This window comes from Phaeobacter sp. PT47_59 (genome assembly GCF_028890025.1).
Taxonomy (GTDB): domain Bacteria; phylum Pseudomonadota; class Alphaproteobacteria; order Rhodobacterales; family Rhodobacteraceae; genus Phycobacter.
Genome location: NZ_JARCJL010000008.1, coordinates 1 through 19,137, shown reverse-complemented (window position 1 = coordinate 19,137; position 19,137 = coordinate 1). Strand labels below are relative to the sequence as shown.

22 protein-coding genes are annotated in these 19,137 nt (G+C 63.0%); 8 read left to right on the top strand and 14 right to left on the bottom strand.

The window, feature by feature from the left end; all coding sequences use genetic code 11:
- Positions 1-8 precede the first annotated feature (8 nt).
- Together nth and PXK01_RS09250 are read left to right on the top strand one after the other, a co-directional pair.
- The gene (gene nth / locus PXK01_RS09255) at positions 9-653 is read left to right on the top strand and encodes an endonuclease III (RefSeq protein WP_274859755.1); all 645 of its coding nucleotides are present in this window, start codon (positions 9-11) and stop codon (positions 651-653) included.
- Positions 650-1,639, top strand: a complete 990-nt coding sequence (locus tag PXK01_RS09250; protein WP_274859754.1) for an adenosine kinase — start codon at positions 650-652, stop codon at positions 1,637-1,639. Before nth ends, PXK01_RS09250 begins: the two co-directional genes overlap by 4 nt.
- 145 nt (positions 1,640-1,784) lie before the next feature.
- Here PXK01_RS09250 and PXK01_RS09245 read toward each other — a convergent pair whose 3' ends face one another.
- Positions 1,785-2,273: a MarR family winged helix-turn-helix transcriptional regulator gene (locus tag PXK01_RS09245; protein ID WP_274859753.1), complete on the bottom strand. Its 489-nt coding sequence runs from the start codon at positions 2,271-2,273 to the stop codon at positions 1,785-1,787.
- Positions 2,274-2,357: 84 nt separating this feature from the next.
- Between PXK01_RS09245 and PXK01_RS09240 the strand changes: the two genes are divergently transcribed.
- Positions 2,358-3,248 (top strand): EamA family transporter, encoded by an 891-nt coding sequence (locus PXK01_RS09240; RefSeq protein ID WP_274859886.1) that lies wholly within the window; start codon positions 2,358-2,360, stop codon positions 3,246-3,248.
- Between the two features lie 9 nt (positions 3,249-3,257).
- On the opposite strand, the gene PXK01_RS09235 is transcribed toward PXK01_RS09240, so the two are convergent.
- Both PXK01_RS09235 and PXK01_RS09230 read right to left on the bottom strand, forming a co-directional pair.
- The gene (locus tag PXK01_RS09235; protein WP_274847302.1) at positions 3,258-3,779 is read right to left on the bottom strand and encodes a hypothetical protein; all 522 of its coding nucleotides are present in this window, start codon (positions 3,777-3,779) and stop codon (positions 3,258-3,260) included.
- 1 nt (position 3,780) lies between these two features.
- Positions 3,781-4,263, bottom strand: a complete 483-nt coding sequence (locus tag PXK01_RS09230; protein ID WP_274847303.1) for an RNA pyrophosphohydrolase — start codon at positions 4,261-4,263, stop codon at positions 3,781-3,783.
- Between the two features lie 136 nt (positions 4,264-4,399).
- Between PXK01_RS09230 and PXK01_RS09225 the strand changes: the two genes are divergently transcribed.
- Together PXK01_RS09225 and PXK01_RS09220 are read left to right on the top strand one after the other, a co-directional pair.
- A complete protein-coding gene (locus PXK01_RS09225) occupies positions 4,400-6,427 on the top strand; it encodes an NADPH-dependent 2,4-dienoyl-CoA reductase (protein ID WP_274847304.1) in 2,028 nt (675 codons plus the stop codon).
- Positions 6,428-6,635: 208 nt separating this feature from the next.
- Positions 6,636-7,577, top strand: a complete 942-nt coding sequence (locus PXK01_RS09220) for a CorA family divalent cation transporter (protein ID WP_274859752.1) — start codon at positions 6,636-6,638, stop codon at positions 7,575-7,577.
- A 32-nt stretch (positions 7,578-7,609) separates the two neighbouring features.
- Here the strand turns inward: PXK01_RS09220 and PXK01_RS09215 are convergent, their stop codons facing one another.
- Both PXK01_RS09215 and PXK01_RS09210 read right to left on the bottom strand, forming a co-directional pair.
- Positions 7,610-7,954 carry an antibiotic biosynthesis monooxygenase family protein gene (locus PXK01_RS09215; protein WP_274859751.1) on the bottom strand — a complete coding sequence of 115 codons (345 nt, stop codon included), beginning with the start codon at positions 7,952-7,954 and terminating at the stop codon, positions 7,610-7,612.
- Positions 7,951-8,274: an NIPSNAP family protein gene (locus PXK01_RS09210; RefSeq protein WP_274847307.1), complete on the bottom strand. Its 324-nt coding sequence runs from the start codon at positions 8,272-8,274 to the stop codon at positions 7,951-7,953. The genes PXK01_RS09215 and PXK01_RS09210 overlap by 4 nt, the downstream gene beginning before the upstream one ends.
- Before the next feature lie 254 nt (positions 8,275-8,528).
- On the opposite strand from PXK01_RS09210, the gene PXK01_RS09205 reads away from it, so the two are divergent.
- Complete coding sequence (locus tag PXK01_RS09205; RefSeq protein ID WP_274847308.1) at positions 8,529-9,434, top strand: LysR family transcriptional regulator; 906 nt, start codon at positions 8,529-8,531, stop codon at positions 9,432-9,434.
- A 78-nt stretch (positions 9,435-9,512) separates the two neighbouring features.
- Here PXK01_RS09205 and PXK01_RS09200 read toward each other — a convergent pair whose 3' ends face one another.
- The 6 genes from PXK01_RS09200 to PXK01_RS09175 form a co-directional block, all read right to left on the bottom strand.
- On the bottom strand, positions 9,513-9,941 hold the full coding sequence (locus tag PXK01_RS09200) for a glyoxalase superfamily protein (RefSeq protein WP_274847309.1): 429 nt from the start codon (positions 9,939-9,941) through the stop codon (positions 9,513-9,515).
- Positions 9,938-11,329 (bottom strand): MATE family efflux transporter, encoded by a 1,392-nt coding sequence (locus PXK01_RS09195; RefSeq protein ID WP_274859750.1) that lies wholly within the window; start codon positions 11,327-11,329, stop codon positions 9,938-9,940. Before PXK01_RS09195 ends, PXK01_RS09200 begins: the two co-directional genes overlap by 4 nt.
- Before the next feature lie 271 nt (positions 11,330-11,600).
- Positions 11,601-12,518, bottom strand: a complete 918-nt coding sequence (locus tag PXK01_RS09190) for an OmpA family protein (RefSeq protein WP_274859749.1) — start codon at positions 12,516-12,518, stop codon at positions 11,601-11,603.
- A gap of 53 nt (positions 12,519-12,571) precedes the next feature.
- Positions 12,572-13,144: a peroxidase-related enzyme gene (locus PXK01_RS09185; protein WP_274847312.1), complete on the bottom strand. Its 573-nt coding sequence runs from the start codon at positions 13,142-13,144 to the stop codon at positions 12,572-12,574.
- An 18-nt stretch (positions 13,145-13,162) separates the two neighbouring features.
- Complete coding sequence (locus PXK01_RS09180) at positions 13,163-13,879, bottom strand: GNAT family N-acetyltransferase (RefSeq protein WP_274859748.1); 717 nt, start codon at positions 13,877-13,879, stop codon at positions 13,163-13,165.
- An 11-nt stretch (positions 13,880-13,890) separates the two neighbouring features.
- Complete coding sequence (locus PXK01_RS09175; protein WP_274859747.1) at positions 13,891-14,613, bottom strand: competence/damage-inducible protein A; 723 nt, start codon at positions 14,611-14,613, stop codon at positions 13,891-13,893.
- A 49-nt stretch (positions 14,614-14,662) separates the two neighbouring features.
- Between PXK01_RS09175 and sfsA the strand changes: the two genes are divergently transcribed.
- Entirely contained in the window at positions 14,663-15,373 is a 711-nt protein-coding gene (gene sfsA, locus PXK01_RS09170) for a DNA/RNA nuclease SfsA (protein ID WP_274859746.1), read from the top strand.
- Positions 15,374-15,459: 86 nt separating this feature from the next.
- Positions 15,460-16,269 (top strand): type I methionyl aminopeptidase, encoded by an 810-nt coding sequence (map, locus tag PXK01_RS09165; protein ID WP_274859745.1) that lies wholly within the window; start codon positions 15,460-15,462, stop codon positions 16,267-16,269.
- A gap of 6 nt (positions 16,270-16,275) precedes the next feature.
- On the opposite strand, the gene PXK01_RS09160 is transcribed toward map, so the two are convergent.
- The 3 genes from PXK01_RS09160 to PXK01_RS09150 form a co-directional block, all read right to left on the bottom strand.
- Positions 16,276-16,962, bottom strand: a complete 687-nt coding sequence (locus PXK01_RS09160) for an HAD family hydrolase (RefSeq protein ID WP_274847317.1) — start codon at positions 16,960-16,962, stop codon at positions 16,276-16,278.
- Between the two features lie 101 nt (positions 16,963-17,063).
- Complete coding sequence (gene rsmD, locus PXK01_RS09155) at positions 17,064-17,624, bottom strand: 16S rRNA (guanine(966)-N(2))-methyltransferase RsmD (protein ID WP_274859744.1); 561 nt, start codon at positions 17,622-17,624, stop codon at positions 17,064-17,066.
- Positions 17,621-18,832 (bottom strand): NAD(P)/FAD-dependent oxidoreductase, encoded by a 1,212-nt coding sequence (locus PXK01_RS09150; protein ID WP_274859743.1) that lies wholly within the window; start codon positions 18,830-18,832, stop codon positions 17,621-17,623. The genes rsmD and PXK01_RS09150 overlap by 4 nt, the downstream gene beginning before the upstream one ends.
- Positions 18,833-19,137 lie beyond the last annotated feature (305 nt).

Sequence of the window (19,137 nt, the reverse complement as noted above, 5' to 3'; positions counted from 1 at the left end):
GGGGCGGCATGGCAAAGCAACTCGATTACCACACCCTGCGAGAGATCTTTTCGCGGTTTCAGGCAGCCGAGCCGGAACCCAAGGGCGAACTGGACCATGTGAATGTCTACACATTGGTGGTGGCCGTCGCCCTGTCGGCACAGGCCACGGACGCAGGCGTCAACAAGGCCACGCGCGAACTGTTCAAGATCGCAGACACCCCGCAAAAGATGCTGGACCTCGGCGAAGAGGGGCTGATCGAACATATCAAGACGATCGGCCTGTTCCGCAACAAGGCCAAGAACGTCATCAAGATGGCCCGCATTCTGGTCGATGAGTATGGCGGCGAGGTGCCAAACTCCCGGGCCGCGCTGCAATCGCTGCCGGGGGTGGGTCGCAAGACCGCCAATGTGGTTCTGAACATGTGGTGGCACTACCCGGCGCAGGCGGTGGATACCCATATCTTCCGGGTCGGCAACCGTTCCGGCATCTGCCCAGGCAAGGATGTGGACGCGGTCGAGCGCGCCATCGAAGACAATATCCCGGTCGATTTCCAGCAGCACGCCCATCACTGGATGATCCTGCACGGCCGTTATCACTGCAAGGCACGCAAGCCGATGTGCGGCACCTGCCTCATCCGCGACCTGTGCCAATACGAGGACAAGAACTTATGAAAACCTACCAGATTGTCGGCATCGGCAACGCCGTCGTCGATGTGATCAGCCAATGCGACGACAGCTTTCTTGACCATATGGGGATCGAGAAGGGCATCATGCAGCTGATCGAGCGCGAACGCGGCGAGGTTCTGTATGGCGCGATGGAAAGCCGGGTGCAGACGCCCGGCGGCTCGGTCGCCAACACCATCGCAGGGGCCGGTGCGCTGGGGCTCGATGCCGCCTTTATCGGGCGGGTGCATGACGATGCCCTTGGCCGCTTCTATGCCGACGCGATGAACGAGGATGGCGTCGATTTCGTCAACCCGCCAGTGCCGGGCGGTGAGCTGCCCACCTCGCGGTCGATGATCTTTGTGTCACCCGACGGCGAGCGGTCGATGAACACCTATCTTGGGATTTCCTCCGAGCTCAGCTCTTCGGACGTGCCGAACGAGGTGGCCGGGCAGACGCAGATCATGTTCCTGGAGGGCTATCTCTTTGACAAGGACAAGGGCAAGACGGCCTTCATGGAGGCCGCACGCGATTGTCGCCTGGGCGGCGGCAAGCCGGGTATCGCCATCTCCGACCCCTTCTGCGTCGAACGCCACCGCGCCGACTTCCTGTCGCTGATCGAGAACGAGCTGGAGTTCGTGATCGGCAACGAGGACGAGATCCGCTCGCTGTTTGAAACCGACGATCTGGAAGAGGCGCTGGCCAAGACCGCCGCGATCTGTCCGCTGGTGGTCTGCACCCGCTCCGGTGACGGGGTCTCGGTGATCGCCGGGGAAACCCGCATCGATGTGCCCGTCACCAAGGTGGTGCCGGTGGATGCCACCGGCGCCGGCGATCAATTCGCCGCCGGCTTCCTGTTCGGTCTGGCCACGGGCCGCGATCTGGAAACCTGCGCCAAGATCGGCAATGCCTGCGCTGCAGAGGTGATCAGCCATATCGGACCGCGCCCCGAACAGGACATGCGCGAGATCCTGAAGGCCGAAGGGCTTCTCTGAGAACGGGCGGAAAAGCTCCCGCCGGTCGAAGATGCCCTAAGGGTCACCATCTCCCGTTGGGCGTGGCGCGGAGCGGCAAAGCCGCTCCGCGCCACGCTCGCCCCCGCCGTCCGCAGGACGCAAGGGCGCAAGCCCGCGCAGGATGTCAGCGGCTGCCTGCCGCAACCAGGGCCTTGGACAATAGCGCCTTGAAGCGCTCGACATCCTCAGCGGCCATCTCCCCAAGCAGACCGGCCTGCGTCGCCACATGCGCTTCAACCGCGTCATTGATCAGCCCCAGGCCTTGATCGGTCAGCCCGACCAGGAAGCTGCGACTGTCCGCCGGGTTCACCTTGCGCGACACCAGCCCATCCGCCTCCAGCCGGTCGATCCGATTGGTCATCGTCCCCGAGGCCACCATGGTCGCCTTCAACAGATCGCCCGGCGACAACTCATATGGCACACCGGCCCGGCGCAGGGTCGCCAGAACGTCGAACTTGGCCGCGTTGAGACCAAAACGCTGAAAGGTTTTCTGCATCTCGGCCTGATAGGCCAGATAGAGACGCCCCACCCGGCCGATGATCCCCATGGCCGTGACATCAAGATCCGGCCGCTCCTGTTCCCATTGCTGGGTGATAAAATCCACATGATCCATGTATTCTGTTTCGCGGCAAAATATCTTGACGTCAAGATGAAAGCAATTTATCTCGACCTCAAGATACACATGGAGATGACGCTGATGCAGACCCGAGACCTGATCCTGACCGCGCTGGCACCGGCAATCTGGGGCAGCAGCTATATCGTGACGACCAATTTCCTGCCGGGCCATTCGCCCTTTACCGTGGCCCTGCTACGCGCCCTGCCTGCGGGGTTGCTGTTACTGCTGCTGGTGCGCCAGTTGCCTCCCATGACCTGGGTGCCAAAGCTGCTGGTCCTGGGCGCGCTGAACTTCTCGCTGTTCTGGACCTTTCTGTTCCTGTCCGCCTACCGCCTGCCGGGAGGGGTCGCGGCCACTTTGGGCGCGGTGCAGCCGCTGGTGGTGGTCTTCCTGTCGGGGCTGGTCCTGAACGCCCCCATCAGACTGGCCTCGATCCTGGCTGCAGCCCTCAGCATCGCCGGTGTTGCCCTCTTGGTCCTGACACCCGCGGCGCAGCTGGACACGATCGGCGTTCTCGCGGGGCTTGGCGGCGCGATTTCCATGGCCGCTGGCGTGGTGCTGGCGCGCAAATGGCAGCCGCCGGTGCCGCCGCTGACCTTCACCGCCTGGCAACTGACCGCCGGGGGCCTGCTGCTGATCCCGCTGACCCTCTGGACCGTGCCCGAGATACCTCGTTTCACTGCAGAGAACATTCTTGGCCTTGCCTACATGAGCCTCATTGGCGGTGCGCTGACCTATATCCTGTGGTTCCGGGGGCTGGCGCGGATTGAACCCTCCGCCGTCTCGCTCCTGGGCGTGCTCAGCCCGCTGACGGCGGTGATCCTGGGCTGGCTTTTCATGCAGGAAACGCTGAACCATTATCAGATGATCGGTGCGGCTCTTGCGCTTTTCAGCCTCTGGCTGGGTCAGCAGGGAGCCAAAGCGCCTCGGCGCGGCAGCCCCTCAAACCCCTTGAGTGCTGCCGCCAAATAGGCGGTCCTGTCACTGTGGAGCAAGCGGCACGCAGGCCGTGCCACGGTGACAGTCCAGCACCTGTTTGCGCAGCGCGTGGATATTCCCGGCAAAGGCAAACTGGCCGCAGGGATCGAACCGGACGATCAGATCACGGCCGCGCTGCTCGGCAAAGATCAGGTACTCCACACCCGATTTTGCCCTGCCGCACCAGGGCCCCATGCATTGCACCTCGATCACCACATCCGCCCTCACGGCGCGGTCAAAATCCCGCGCACCCAGAAGCGCGCCATTGAAGCTCCCACGAAACTGGGTCACAGGAGGGGCAGCGTTCGGATTGCTCGCAGGCGCCCGCGGCAGGCGGCGTTCATCGAATGAGAGCCGCCCCTGGAGAATGGCGTAGGAGCGGTTGGAACTGGCGGCCTTGAGATAGGCATCCGTAACACCCCAGGGCGCGCAGCTGAGCGCCTGTGCCGATGTTCCTGCCCCCAGCGCCGCCAAAGATGCGACAGCGACCGCGAAGCTTCGCAACAGGTGCGGCAAGCGTCTCATCCTAGAGGTGCCTCCTGAATTCCTCGACCACCCGCGCGTAGACCTCGCGTTTGAAAGGCACGATCTTTTCCACCAGATGCTCTACCGGCTGCCAGCACCAGGCAGAGAATTCGGGGTGATCGGTGTCGATGCGCACCTGATCGTCAGAGCCCAAGAACCGCATCAGATACCATTTCTGTTCCTGCCCGCGATAGCGTCCGCCCCAGAAGTTCGGCACCACGTCATGCGGCAGATCATAGGGCAGCCAGGTTTCGGATTCGGCGATGATCTCGACCAGCGAGGGCAACACCCCTGTCTCTTCCTCCAGTTCGCGCAGGGCTGCGGTGCGCGGATCCTCGCCTTCGTCAATGCCGCCCTGGGGCATCTGCCAAGCATCCTTGTAGCGGTCCGAGCGCTGGCCGACAAAGACCGCCCCGTCGGCGTTGATCATCATGACGCCCACATTGCGGCGATAGGGCAGTTTGGCGATGTCTTCCGGTGTCATGGGTCTTCCTTGGATCTATCCTTGCCATGATTAGACCTGCTGCCGCCGGGGCACGCAAGGGGGTGACGCCGCGTTGACAGGTGACAAACCCCGCGCCAAGCGCGATCCTGCGGCCCAAAGGATAGGGAGAGTGTCGATGACTGCGTACCCAAAACTGCTGGCGCCGCTGGATCTGGGGTTCACCACGCTGAAGAACCGCGTGCTGATGGGCTCCATGCACACCGGTCTGGAAGAGACCCGCGACTGGAACCGGGTGGCCGAATTCTACGCCGAGCGCGCACGCGGTGGCGTCGCCCTGATGGTGACGGGCGGCATCGGTCCGAACCTCGAAGGCTCGGTCCTGCCGGGGGCTGCGATGATGACCACCGAAGAGGATGTGAAGAACCACAGCATCGTCACGACCCGCGTGCATGAGGCAGGCGGCAAGATCGCCATGCAGATCCTGCATGCGGGCCGCTATGCCTATGGCCCGAAATGCGTGGCGCCCAGCGCCGTGAAATCGCCGATCTCCCCCTTCCCGCCGAACGAGCTGGACGAAGAGGGCATCGAAAAACAGATCTCGGACATCGTGAATGCGGCGCGTCTGGCGCAGCAAGCCGGGTATGATGGGGTCGAGATCATGGGCTCCGAAGGCTACTTCCTGAACCAGTTCCTGGTCACCCATACCAACAAGCGCACCGATGGCTGGGGCGGCTCCTATGAGAACCGCATGCGCCTGCCGATTGAAGTTGTGCGCCGCACCCGCGAGGCGGTCGGCTCCGATTTCATCATCATCTATCGCCTGTCGATGATCGACCTTGTGCCCAATGGCTCCACCCATGACGAGGTGGTACAACTGGCGCAGGAAATCGAAAAGGCGGGCGCCACCATCATCAACACCGGCATCGGCTGGCACGAGGCGCGCATTCCGACCATCGCGACCTCGGTGCCACGCGCGGCCTTTGCCTGGGTGACGAAGAAACTGATGGGCAAGGTCTCGATCCCGGTAGTGACCTCGAACCGGATCAACACGCCCGAGGTGGCCGAAGAGGTGCTGGACACCGGCTGCGCCGATATGGTGTCGATGGCGCGCCCCTTGCTGGCCGATGCGCATTTCGTGGCCAAGGCCGAAGACGGCAAATCCAGCCGCATCGCGCCCTGTATCGCCTGCAACCAGGCCTGCCTTGACCATACCTTTGGCGGCAAGCTGACCTCCTGCCTGGTGAACCCCCTCGCCTGCCACGAAACCGAACTGGTGATCGAACCGGCTGCCGCGGCCAAGAGCGTCGCCATCGTCGGTGCCGGCCCCGCGGGTCTGTCGACGGCCCTCACTGCCGCCCAGCGCGGCCATAAGGTGACTCTGTTCGACAAGGCGGATGAGATCGGCGGCCAGCTCAACATGGCGAAACAGGTGCCCGGCAAGGAAGAGTTCTGGGGGCTGGTCGACTGGTACCGCGCCATGGTTGCTGACGCGGGTATCACGCTGGAACTGGGCCGCGAAGTGGCGGCCGAGGATCTGACGGGCTTTGACGAGGTGGTGATCGCCACCGGCGTCACCCCGCGCGATCCGGGCATTCCCGGCCAGGACCGCGACAACGTGCTGAGCTATATCGACGTTCTGCGCGGCAAGGCCGAGGTCGGCAAGCGCGTCGCGGTGATCGGCGCGGGTGGCATCGGTTTCGATGTCTCCGAATACCTGCTGCACGAGGGCAAAAGCCCCACCGAGGACCTGCCGCTCTGGATGAAGGAATGGGGGGTGACGGACCCCGCCGAGCATCGCTCGGGCCTGGCCCCCGAAGGACCGCAGCCCGAGGCCCCCGCCCGCGAGGTGACGCTACTGCAGCGCAAGGCCCAGGCACATGGCAAGGGCCTCGGCAAGACCACCGGCTGGATCCACCGCGCCACGCTGAAAATGAAGGGCGTGAATTTTGTGGGCGGCGTGAACTACGAGAAGATCGACAGTGATGGCCTGCACGTGAGCTTTGGCGAAGCGCGGGAGAACCCCACCGTGATTGCCGCCGACACGATCGTGCTTTGTGCAGGCCAGCTCTCTGAACGCTCCTTGGCGGATGCGCTGGAGGCACAAGGCATCACGGCCCATGTGATCGGCGGCGCGGATGTTGCGGCGGAACTGGACGCAAAGCGTGCCATCAACCAGGGCACCCGGCTGGCCGCAGCGCTCTGACCGGTCGGGAGGCCTCACCCAGCACGGTGGCACTCCCGCGCCTGCAGCTGTCCCGGCTGCGCCGAGACCCCTTGGCAGCCTTGGGCATGGCACCGCGCGATGCGCGGTGCCACGCGCGAACCGGAACCTTTTCCGCAACGCCGGACACTGGCTCCCGGACGGACAACAGTCTAGGCTACGCGCACATGCACCTTGAGGGAGATCCCGCATGCCGATCTGCGCCTATGACCTTTGGCCCGATGGGAATTGCCGCAAGGCCCCCGATCTGAAGCCGACAGGTCGCGGCAGCCTGCGCTGGCTGCATTTCGACCTTGGAGACCCGGAGTTGGCTGGCTGGATCGCAGAGCACCTGCCCCCGATCCCGGGCCGGGCGCTGACGGAACAGGAAACCCGCCCACGCTGCGACGCTCTGGGCGATGGGCTGATCCTGAACCTGCGCGGCGTCAACCTGAACTCGGGCGCGGCAGCTGCGGAAATGGTCTCCCTGCGCATGTGGGTCACCCCCAAGACCATCATCACCGTGCGCAAGCGCAAGGTGTTCGCCCTGGATGACATCCGCCAGGGCTGCGCCAACGGCACGGGGCCTGGCACGGTCGGTCGCTTCCTCGACCAGCTCATTCACGGGCTGGCATTACGCGCACGGGACGTGGTGCTGGACCTGACCGCGGCCACCGAAACGCTGGAAGAACAGATCGACGAGGGCAACCTGCCGGCCGATGATGCCCTGAAGACACCACGGCGCGACGTCTTGAAACTGCACCGGTATATGGAGCCGCAGCGCGTCGCCCTCACCCGCTTGCAACAGCTGGGCGACCGGATCATGACCCCCGAGGAACAGACCGATTTGCGAGAGGCGGTCAACCTCGTCACCCTCAGCGATGAGGCCCTGACCTCCCTGAACCACCGACTGGCGGTGATCCAGGACCATACGGATGCGGAACTGGCCCGCAAGATGAGCCGCAACAGCTATATCCTGTCGATCGTAGCCGCCGTGTTCTTGCCACTGGGTTTTGTCACCGGACTGTTCGGCGTGAACGTCGCGGGCATGCCCGGACTGGAGACACCGCTGGCCTTTGCCATCCTATGCCTTGCCCTGGTGGCGCTCAGCGCCGCGATGATCGTCGTGTTGCGCTGGTCCCGGCTGTTCTGACCCCCCTTGAACCGCCACGACAGGCCGCGGACTCAACCATGTAGATCGCGGCTGTCGCCCGGCGCCTGATCGCGATCCTCCATCCCATAATCGCGGATGACACCGGCCACCCGCAGGCGGTAGCCAGAAAACAGATCCTCGCGCCCCTGTTTCTGCGCTGCCCGATGGGCCGATAGCGCCCGCCAGCGTGTCACTGCCTCTTCATCCTCCCAGAACGACAGCGACAGGAGTTTCTCCGGGTTGGTCAGGCTCTGGAACCGTTCGACCGAAATGAAACCCTCCATGTCCTGCAACAGATCTCGCATCCGGGCAGCGACCTCCAGATAGGCGTCCTTCTTTCCCGGCGCCGGGGTCACTTCGAAAATGATGGCAATCATGCGCTGTCTCCATGCGGTGTGGAGACCAGTTTGAGCCACGTCCGATCCTCGCGGACAAGGAATTTCTCGCGCTGGGCAAACTCGTAATTGCTGCGACCCAAGGGATCTTCGGCAAGGCGGGCGCGATAGGCCTCGTAGGCGGCCAGGTTGTCAACAGTATAGATCCCGTAGGCCAGCGTCGATGACCCCTCATGCGGGGCAAAGTAGCCGATCAGATCCGCACCACAGCGCGGAATCGCCTGCCCCCAGGCTTTGGCGTATTGAATGAACTGATCTCGTTTGGTCGGATCGATCTGATAGCGGATCACACATGTCAGCATCAAAAACTCCTTTGGCGTGCTGTTTGACACAGCACCCCTAGCGGCCAGAGGGTGCGTCATGTTTCGCTGCGGAGCGAAGCGATCTCTTCCCCAAAAGAGCCATGGCCGGTTCAGATCGCTGCGGTCACCCCCGGTGCGTTTCGCAAGCGTAAACGATGCGGTAAAAACCCCGCAATTATCCCAAGCTCGCCCCGTTCTTGCCCGAATTGAACGGCAAACCCTTAGGTCAGACGCAGAGTTCGAGGACGGGCAAAATGGATCGACTGACCGAAATGGAGGCCTTCGCCAATGTGGTGGATCAAGGTGGTTTCACCGATGCGGCACGCAAGATGGGGATCTCCAAGTCGGCCGTCTCCAAACATGTCTCCAGCCTTGAGGCCCGCCTTGGCGCGCGACTTCTGAACCGGACCACCCGGCGCGTTTCACCGACGGAAATCGGGCTGGCCTACTACGACCGGGCGCGGCGCGTGCTCAATGATGCCGGCGAAGCGGACGCCCTGGTGACATCGATGCAATCGGCTCCTTCCGGCCTGCTGCGAATCTCGGTCGCCACCGATTTCGGGGTCAACCACCTGTCACCGGTCCTGTCGGACTTCCTGCGCGATTTCCCCGAGATCACCGTCAACATGGTGTTGAACAACCGCTATGTGGAGCTGATCTCGGAAGGCTTCGACATGGCGCTGCGCATTGGCGAGCTGGAAGACAGCTCCTTGCGTGCCCGCAAGCTGACCGAAACCACCAAGCGCATGATCGCCTCGCCCACCTATCTGGCACAATACGGGCGCCCGCAGAAGATCGACGATCTCAACGAACACAAGCTGTTGCACTACTCGAACCAATCGAGCGGCAATGTCTGGAAGATCACCGCGCCCTCGGGCGAGAAACGCCAGGTGCGCACCACCGGCTGGCTGTCGGTGAACGACGGGCAATCCCTGCTGAACGCCGCGATTTCCGGCCTCGGCATCGCCTATCTGCCCAGTTACCTCTACTCCGAAGCCATGTCCGAAGGGCTGGTGGAGGACGTGATGCCCAACCTGCCGATGGAAACCCAAGGGATCTATGCGGTCTACCCGCCCGGCAAGTTCACCCAGCCCAAGGTGCGCGCCTTCATCGATTTCCTGGTGCATGCCTTTGCCGACCGAGACCCGCTGAAGTGGTGACCGGCTTCCGCAACTGACATACCTCCCCGTGAAGACTGGCCCCCGCATCGCTGCGAGGGCTTTTTTCATTTCGGCCTGTCAGATGTCGATCCGCAGGTGCGGCACCCCGTCCGAAGTCTTTTCGCGCGAGGTTCCGGCAGGGCCGACAACGCCGCTGATCCTTTTGCGGAAGTTTGAGAAACTGTCGAAGGTGACCACATCGACAGCCTCATCCAGATCCAGCACCAGGCGGAACCAGCCGGAGCGTGGCATCTCGACCGAGAGCACCGTCGCAGCAAAGGGCTGCGACAGGTAGTGGCCGGTGACCCGGCCGCCCGGCACGAACCCGTCCGGCGGCCGATTGCCCAGCGCCGCATGAAAGGTGTTCCAGTCGCGATAGCCGTGCTGGCTTGCGACCAGTTCCAGGCTGCGGCTGTGGCTGATCTGGCGTCCCTCTGCCGCAAGACCCTCGCGCAGACGCCGGGCCTGTGCCTTGGCCTCGACAAGGGTGGGGAGATTGGCGTTCATGATGTTGCCCCCTTCTCGGTTGTGGCAAACCCCAGGACCATCGTCCCCCTTCCCCCCCTGCCCGTCAGCATCGTGAGGGCCAGCAGGAGCAGCAGCGCCTCGGCCACGGGTCCGGCCCACCAGATCGCAGCTGCACCGAACCAGAGCGGCAAGGCGAAGGTCAGCGGGATGGAAAAGGCAAAGGGTTTGGCAAGCCCCAGGAGTGCCGCACGGCGGGCATCGCCAATGGCCTGGAAATGCGCCCCCAGCATCATCAGCGGCCCCGCGATCAGGAACAAGGCGACGATCACCGGCATGATCGCGGCCACTTCTGCCACCACCGCAGTATCGCCCACAAAGGCTGATCCAATCTGTGCCGCAAACAGGCTGAACCCGCCCTGCACCATGCTGCAAAACGCCAATGCAATCAGAACCGCCAGGCGCAGGGAGGTCTGACTGCGGTCATGAAGACCGGCGCCATGGTTGTTGCCGGTAATGCTTTGCATCGCATGAGACAGTCCCAGAAGGGGCAGGAAGGCAAATGTCATAACACGGGTCACGATCCCATAGGCGGTGACCGTCACCGCATAGTCGGGGCTCTTGACCATCTGAAGCGCCATCAGGATCGAGGTGGATCCCAGTGCCAAGCCGACAAATCCCAGGCTTTGCGGGGTGCCGAGCGCTAAAATTCGGCGGCTTTCTCCCAGCCCCGCATGGCTGAGCAGGTGCCTTGGATGAAGGGTCGTGCGCCGACGCTGGCGAAAGGTGAAGATCGCCGCGAGTGCCAGGATCTGCGCCAGAACGCTTCCATAGGCAGATCCCGCCACACCGAGGTCAAACACCGCAATCAGGAGATAGTTGAAGCCGATATTGCTGATCGACACCAACAGGCTCATCGCGGCCATGATGCCCACATGCCCTTCGTTGCGCAGCGCATCGGAGTTGATCGCCAGCACAAACATCAGCGGCGAGGCGACCACCAGGATGCGGATGTAGCTTTGGGCCAGTGCCGCCAGGGTGGCATCGCCTTCGGCGGCCAGCAGCGTCACCTCGTGCCCAAAACCCGAATAGGACAGGATGAGACCAGCCGCCACGATCAAGGCCAGCCAATGGGCCGAGGCATAGACCTGCCGCGCCTGATCCAACCGCTGCCCGCCCAGATGCCGCGCCACCAGGCTCGACATTCCGGAAGACACCAATGTGGAACAGGCCACGATCACCATGAAGAACGGAAACATCAGCGTCACCGCCGCCAATGCCTCGGGGCCAACGAAATGCCCCAGGAACAGCGCATCCACGACCGTCAGCAGGCCGTTCATGCTCATGACAAGAATGATGGGTATCGCCGTCTTGGCGAATAGGACCGGCAATCGCCCGGTCAGATAGGGGTTGGGAGTCGGATCTTGCATCGCTTTTCAGCCCTCATGCATGGATCTCGCTCAGTGGATGGGACCCGCATTGCCACCCGCGCGAGACGCAGGGGGGGATGATCAAAGAGATGCTATACTACAGAACTTCACCAAGACAGGAGACTGTCTGCGGGAGGCGGGCGTCTGCGACCCTGCGCCCACATAGGGGACCGGGTCCGGCTGCGTCAAGGGGCAGATCGATCAAAACAGGCCGCGTCGCCTGATCCCCACACCAGCCACAGCCCGGGTCGCAAGAGGAATTTGACTGCTTCTAGGGACGCTCGCGGGGCAGCAAGACCACCTCGACCCGGCGATTGGCTTCGCGCCCCTCTGCCGTCAGGTTGGAGGCGATCGGCGCCAGATAGCCCGCCCCCTCCACCGCGATCCGTTCGTCCGCAACACCGGCATTCTGCACCAGGTGGTCCTTCACCGCCTGCGCCCGGCGCTGCGACAGCCGGGTATTGTCCTCAAGCCCGCCCACCGTATCGGTATGCCCGACCACGACCACGGAATACTCCGGGTGTTCGGCCAGGAAGGCCGCCAGCGCTGTCAGGCTCCCGTAGCTCTCCTGCCCCAGGGCAATGGCGCCCGATCCAAAGTCGAGATCGCCCAAGATCGCGTGCCCCTCACTCAGCAACTGCTCCTTGAGGGCGCGCGGCGCGCTACCAGCCTCTTGCGATTTGTCCACCGCAGGGGCCGGCACTGGGTCAGCTCCGACAGGTTGCACGGTCTCGACGGGAGGCGTTTCTTCGGGCGTCACCTCGATCAGTTGCAGATAGTTCATAGACCCGCTGCGCGACACCAGAAGTGACAGCGCGCCGTCGCCTTTGACCATGGAGAGGAAGTGATAATTGCCGATGTTGACGGCCATGTCCGGGGCCGGAACCACCTCAATGCCGAAGCGGAAATCAAAGCCCCCGCAAAGGCGGGTCTCGCATTGGAAAACCGCCTCATAGCCGTCGTCCAACAGCTGTTCACGCAACGGCGCCAAGATCTGAAGAACGGTCGAGCCGCCCTGGATCTTCCAGGTACGGCGCAGGATACGGCCTTCCAGCGTGCGCACCGGCACGCCATCCGCAGCCGCCGGTCCAACCGGCAGGGCATAGGTGCCAAGCGGCGTATCCCGCTGCGCCAGGGCCTGTGCACCCGCAGGAAGGGACAGATCCGCCAGCGCGGGGGCGGCGGTCATCAATAGCACGGCCCCCGCAAGGGCCGCGCCATGGGATATGGCACCGCGCCCGATCACCGGAACTGGGCGTGATATTCGTCGTTTGGAACCATTGCAGTGCCGCTGGCGACCCGGTTGGTCATGTTGAAGAAGGCTGCAACATTGGCAATGTCCCAGATATCGCGATCGCTGAATCCCACATCGCGCAGGGCCTGCCGGTCCGCCTCTTCCACCTCGGCGCTGGCGCGGGTCAGTTGCAGGGCGAAATCCAGCATCGCACGCTGGCGCGCGTCCAGCGGCGCAACCCGGTAGTTCATCACCAGCATCTCGCCCAGCTTCGGATCGCCCGACAGCTGGCGCACCGCCGCGCCATGGGCGGCCAGGCAGTAGAAGCAGCGATTGTAGGAAGAGACCACCACGGCGATCATCTCCCGCTCCAGCTTGCTGAGGTTGCTGTCGCCCAGCATCAGGTCGTTATAGAGCGCGGTAAAGGCGTTCAGCTTGTCGATGTCAAAGGCATGGGCGCGCAGAACATTGGGCACCATGCCCAGCTTGTCCTGGCAGATATCGAAATACTTCTGCGTGGCAGGCGGCAGCGGATCCACCGGCGGCAGGTCAAGTGCGGTGGGGCTTTGCTGGTCGGTCATTGGAAATTCTCTCCTCCCTCAGGGTTTATGCCTGTAGTGGTACTGCCCCACGAGATCCATTCCAAGTGAGGCATAAAGACCATTCGCGCCGGCATTCGCCTTGGTGCAGACCAGCGCGAGTTCCTTGGCGCCCTGTTCCACCGCCCAGAAGGCCGCCTGTCGCACCATCCAGGCGCCCATGCCCCTGCGCCGCTGATGCGGCAGAATCTCCAGCGCATGCACCATGGCGACGCCATCGTGGATGGCGACGAACCCCGCGCCCGCCGGCTTGTCATTGTAGCGCCCCAGAAGGGCTGTCTTTGGCCCCGCCGCCCGCTCCATCACCGCCACGCGTTCGGGGCCGATGCCCCCGGTCGCCCAGGTTTCGCGCTGGATCTCCAGGGGTTCCCAGACGCAGAAGGTGGTGACACGCGGGATGGCAACATCGGTCAGCTGCGCGGGCGGGCAGCTCCAGATATTGACCGGGTCCTTCACCTCATAGCCCCGTGCCTCGAGCTGGGCGTCCAGTGCCGCGTCCCCGTCGCGGATCATGAACAAAGGATCCTGACCCATCGCCTGCATCTCCGCTTCGGCGGCTGCGATATCATCGCCGCTGACAGGGCCGTTTGCCGTTGCCGCAGACACCCGGCTGCCACCGCCCTGCCCTTCGCGCAGGGTGATCGGCCCCAATTCGCGTTTGGAGGCAGGCGGCCAGGTGCCATCCACCACGGCATAGTAGCGAGGATCGGTTTTCATGGTCGAATTGCTCAAAGTCCCACCTCCCGTGCAAGCCGCGTCACCGCCGCATCCACCTGCGCACCATCTGCGCCACGCACCACCACATTGGCGCCAAAGACCCCATCCTTCTGGAACGGGTAGCAGCCGATCGACAGATCCGGGAAATCCGCAGCCAGCGTCGACAGGATCCCGGCGATTTCCCCTTCGCCACGCATGATCCGCAGGGTCTGCGACAACAAGGGGCTGCCGCCGGTCAATGTCGGCAGGACGCTGGCCACCATCGCCTCGAACACCGACGGCACGCCTGCCATCACATGCACGTTCCGGAGCGTGAAACCTGGTGCTGCCGAAACCGGGTTGTCGATCAGCGCGGCCCCATCCGGGATGCGGGCCATGCGCAGGCGGGCTTCGTTCAGCTCGGTTCCCGATTTGTCGTAATGCGCCTGCAGGATCGCACGCGCATCCGCGCGCACGCCCAGATGCGCGCCGAACGCCTTGGCGATGCAATCGGCAGTGATGTCGTCATGGGTGGGACCGATGCCGCCGCTGGTAAAGACGTGATCGTGGCTCTCCGACAGGGCGGTGACGCCTGAAATGATCGCCGCCTCGTCATCGCTGATCATGCGCACTTCGCGCAGGTCGATGCCATGCTTGGTCAGCTCGCCCGCCAGGAAATGCATGTTCGAATCGCGCGTGCGCCCCGACAGGATTTCATCCCCGATGACCAGCATTGCAGCGGTTGGATTGCCCATGGCGCCTCTCCTCTTGATCCGGTGTTACGGCAGGTATAGGCCCAAGAACATGCGCTTTGGAACCCCTCTGATCCCCGCCCGCCTGATCCGCCGCTACAAACGCTTCCTGGCCGACTGCCAGCTGGAAGACGGGCGCGAAGTAACCGCCCATTGCGCCAACCCGGGATCGATGATGGGATTGGCCGAGCCGGGCATGAAAATCTGGCTAGAGCCCAATGATGATCCCAAGAAAAAGCTGAAATACGGCTGGCGGCTGGTCGATCACGAGAACGGTCATTTCACCGGGGTGGATACCTCGGTGCCGAACCGCGCCCTGAAGGCCGCATTGGAAGCCCGCCAGATCACTGAGCTGGCAGAATATGAAACCCTGCGGGCCGAGGTGAAATATGGTGAGAAAAGCCGCATCGATTTCCTGCTGAGCCAGCCGGGCCTGCCCGACGCCTATATCGAGGTCAAAAGCGTCACCCTGTCACGCCGCCCCGGCCTTGCCGAATTTCCCGACAGCGTCACCGCGCGGGGCACCAAACACCTGGGTGAGTTGGCCAATATGGTGGCGCAAGGGCACCGGGCCGTGATGCTGTATCTTGTGCAGCGTAGCGATTGTGCGGGCTTCAGCCTCGCCTCGGATATCGATCCCACCTATGCGGCGGCTTTCGGTGCGGCGCGCGCCGCCGGTGTGGACTGCCTGGTCTACGGCACCCGGCTGTCTCCCGAAGGGGTCGAGATCGGCGGGGCGCTTGAAAACAGGATTGCCCGCTGAAAGTCTCATTTGGTCAGCCCCTCTGGCCCTTTTGCCTCTTTGCCCCTAAATAGGGCCATGAACCCCCAGCGATGGAGCCATACCCCATGAGATCGAAAGACGGTCGCACCACCAAAGACGGTATCCGCATCCACGAGCAGGCCGATTTTGCAGGCATGCATGTGGCCGGTGCGCTGGCGGCAAAGATCCTGGACGATATCGCGCAATATGTCTTTCCGGGCCAGACCACCGGGGAAATCGACCGAGTGATCGAAAAGATGGTCGAGGACGCGGGCGCCAAATCGGCAACCATCGGCTACAAGGGCTACCAGCACGCCAGCTGCATTTCGGTGAACCATGTGGTCTGCCACGGCATCCCCGGCGACAAGAAGCTGAAGGATGGCGACATCCTGAATATTGACGTGACCGTCATCGTCGATGGCTGGTTCGGTGACACCAGCCGCATGTTCGTGGCAGGCAAACTGTCGCGCAAGGCCGAGCGGTTGATTCAAGTGACCCATGATGCGCTGATGAAGGGGATCGAGGCGGTGAAGCCCGGCAATACCTTTGGCGACATCGGCCACACCATCCAGGCCTATGTGGAAAGCCAGCGCATGAGCGTGGTGCGCGATTTCTGCGGTCACGGGCTGGGCCAGGTCTTTCACGCGCCGCCCAACGTGCTGCACTATGGCCGCCCCGGAACCGGCCCGGTCCTTGAGGAAGGCATGTTCTTCACCATCGAACCCATGGTGAACCTGGGCCGTCCCGAGACCAAGATCCTGGCCGATGAATGGACCGCCGTCACCCGCGACAAATCCCTGTCGGCACAGTTCGAACATTCGATCGGCGTCACTGCGGATGGTTTTGACATCTTCACCCTGTCACCCGGCGGAAAGTTCCACCCGACCTACGGCTGATTGCCCTCAGCCCGCTGCGGGCCTGCCCAGGGGCAGGCCGGTCAGCGCCGGTACCGCGTCCATTTTCGCGAAAACTTCCGCGCCTTCGGCGGCCAAAGCCTCTTCACCGCCATGCGGCGCAAATCCAAGACACCGCATGCCCGCGCGGGCAGCGGCTTGTGCGCCGGTGGGGCTGTCCTCGATCACCAGGCAATGACGGGCCTGAACACCAAAATGACTGGCTGCAGCCAGGAACAACCCCGGTTCCGGCTTGGCCACACCAAGGCTATGGGCCGAGAACATCGCCTGCGGGTGGAACCGCTCCCACAGCCCGTTCTGCCCGAGCGTGATGCGCATTTTCTCCTCGCTGCCATTGGAGGCAACGCAGGCCGGAATACCGTGATAATCCAACAGCGCCAGCAGATCGGCAACGCCGGGCACCAGCCCGACCCCCGCGCCCAGACGGGCATAGGTTTCCGCGTAGATCTCTTCAATCCAGTGGTCGGGCAACTCAGCACCAAGGCTTCGCGCCTTGTCCATCACGCCGGTCATGGTGCTGCCGACAAAATGCGCCATGGTCTGGGCCAGGGTCAGTGACAGGCCATATCGGGCAAGATTGTTCATGAGCGCTTGATTGGAGACCGTCTCGCTGTCCACCAGCACGCCGTCGCAATCGAAGATCACCAATTTCGGAGTGGGAAAGGTCTTGGGCATCTGAGGCACCTTCAATACTGCCTAAACGAATACCGCCAACAGCTATTGCCTGAACCGGCAGAGAGCAAATCCAACGCAGGCCGTTTCCCGCCGAGCCCATTTCACCCTGAAACACTGCGCCACATCAGGGAGATATGGGTATCGCCATACTTGCGGCTGTCCTGCGCCTCATAGCCCTGTGGCGGCTGCATAGGCGCGTTCTCCTCCCAGACGATCAAGGCGCCCGGCGCAATCCAGCCGCCTGCCTCGGCCTGCGCCAGCGCCTTTTCCCCAAGCCCCTTGCCATAAGGGGGATCCAGGAAGATCACGTCAAAAGGCACGTCAGGGTTCTGCCCCAGTTTCAGCGCGCTGCGGCGGATCAGGGCAGTGCACTCCTCGGCGCGGCAGATCGCGATATTCTTGCGAATAAGCCCCTGCGCCACCCGCCCGTCATCGACAAAGGTGACCGAAGCCGCCCCGCGTGACAAAGCCTCAAGACCCAGCGCTCCGGTGCCCGCAAAGACATCCAGCACCCGCGCGCCATCAATGGCGCCGGTATGCATCAGCACATTGAACAGGCTTTCGCGCACCCGGTCCGTGGTGGGACGCAGATGCGCCCCCGCATCCCCCTTGCCGACCGAAGCCAGTGCACGGCCGCGAAACTCGCCCGCGATGATCCTCATGCCTTCAGGAGCGGCTTCAGGTCGGCCTCGGGATCGGCGACCACGGATTTGTCAGCCGTCTTGCCGCCATCGATCAGCCGCTTACCCACCATATAGGCGCGCGGATCGTTCATCGCGTCGACCGCCAGCAGTTGATCGCCCTGATAGTACCAGAAGGACACGGTCTGCCCGGCACCCTGACGGGTGACCACAGTGTCATAGCCGCTGTTCAGACCCGCGATCTGCAGCTTCACATCATATTGATCCGACCAGAACCAGGGCTGCGCCACATAGTCCTTCTCCGCGCCCAACATGTTCTGCGCGACGATTTCAGCTTGATCGATGGCATTGGGGACGCTTTCCAGGCGGATACGTTCCCCTTTGTAGGGGAAGGATGCACAATCCCCCGCCGCCCAGATCGACGCATCCGAGGTGCGCCCCTGCGCATCAACCCGAATACCGTTTTCTAGCGTCAGACCGGCCTGTTCGGCCAGCGCCGTGGCCGGAGCGATGCCGACGCCGACCACCACGAAATCGACCTCAACCGTGCTGCCATCGGACAGAACCGCGCGCGTGACCTTGCCAGCCTCGCCTTCCAGCCGCTCCAGCCCGGTGCCCTCGCGGATGTCGGCGCCATGCCCCTTATGCAGGGTGCGGAAATAATCCGAGGTTTCCGGCGCCGCCACCCGCTGCAGAATCCGATCCGCCATTTCCACCAGGGTGACGGTCAGCCCGCGTTTGGCACAAACGGCTGCGGCTTCCAGCCCGATATAGCCACCGCCCACGATCAGAACCCGCTTGCCTGTCGTCACATGCGGCGCCATAGCGTCCACATCCGCCAAGCCACGCACCACAAAGACCCCCTCAAGATCGCCGCCGATTGCGGCAGGCAGGCGCCGCGGTTCCGATCCGATGGTCAGGGCCAGTTGGTCATAGGCGATGATCTCCTCATCTAGGGAAACCGTCTTGGCCACCGGATCGATACCGGTGACAGAGCTGCCCAGTTTCAGGGTGATATCGCTGTCGGCATAAAAGCTTTCGGGGCGTAGGAACAGGCGCTCCTTCTCCATCTCGCCCAGAAGATAGGCCTTGGACAGCGGCGGGCGCTGATAGGGCGGCGCGGCTTCGGCGCCGATTAAGGTGATCTCGCCCGCAAACCCCTCCTTGCGCAGCTTTGCGACAAGAGAAGAGCCGGCCTGACCTGCTCCGATGACAACGATATGGCTCATGTCTCCCCCAACTTTCTGATTGTATTCTGATCCCTGTCAGCCCGGACCCTATATGGCACAGCTAGGAAAACGCAATCACGACCGATGCTAGGCCCCTTGGTGATTTCCATCACAGCCCCCTACCACCGCGTCGAACCGCTTGGAAATGGGTTCAGACTTGGCGTGGGTAGAGGAAAGGGTGTCGTCCTTTTCAAGACACCAGTCTATCGCACTCTATACAGGGATTTTTTGGTTGCGGGAGCAGGATTTGAACCTGCGACCTTCAGGTTATGAGCCTGACGAGCTACCTGGCTGCTCCATCCCGC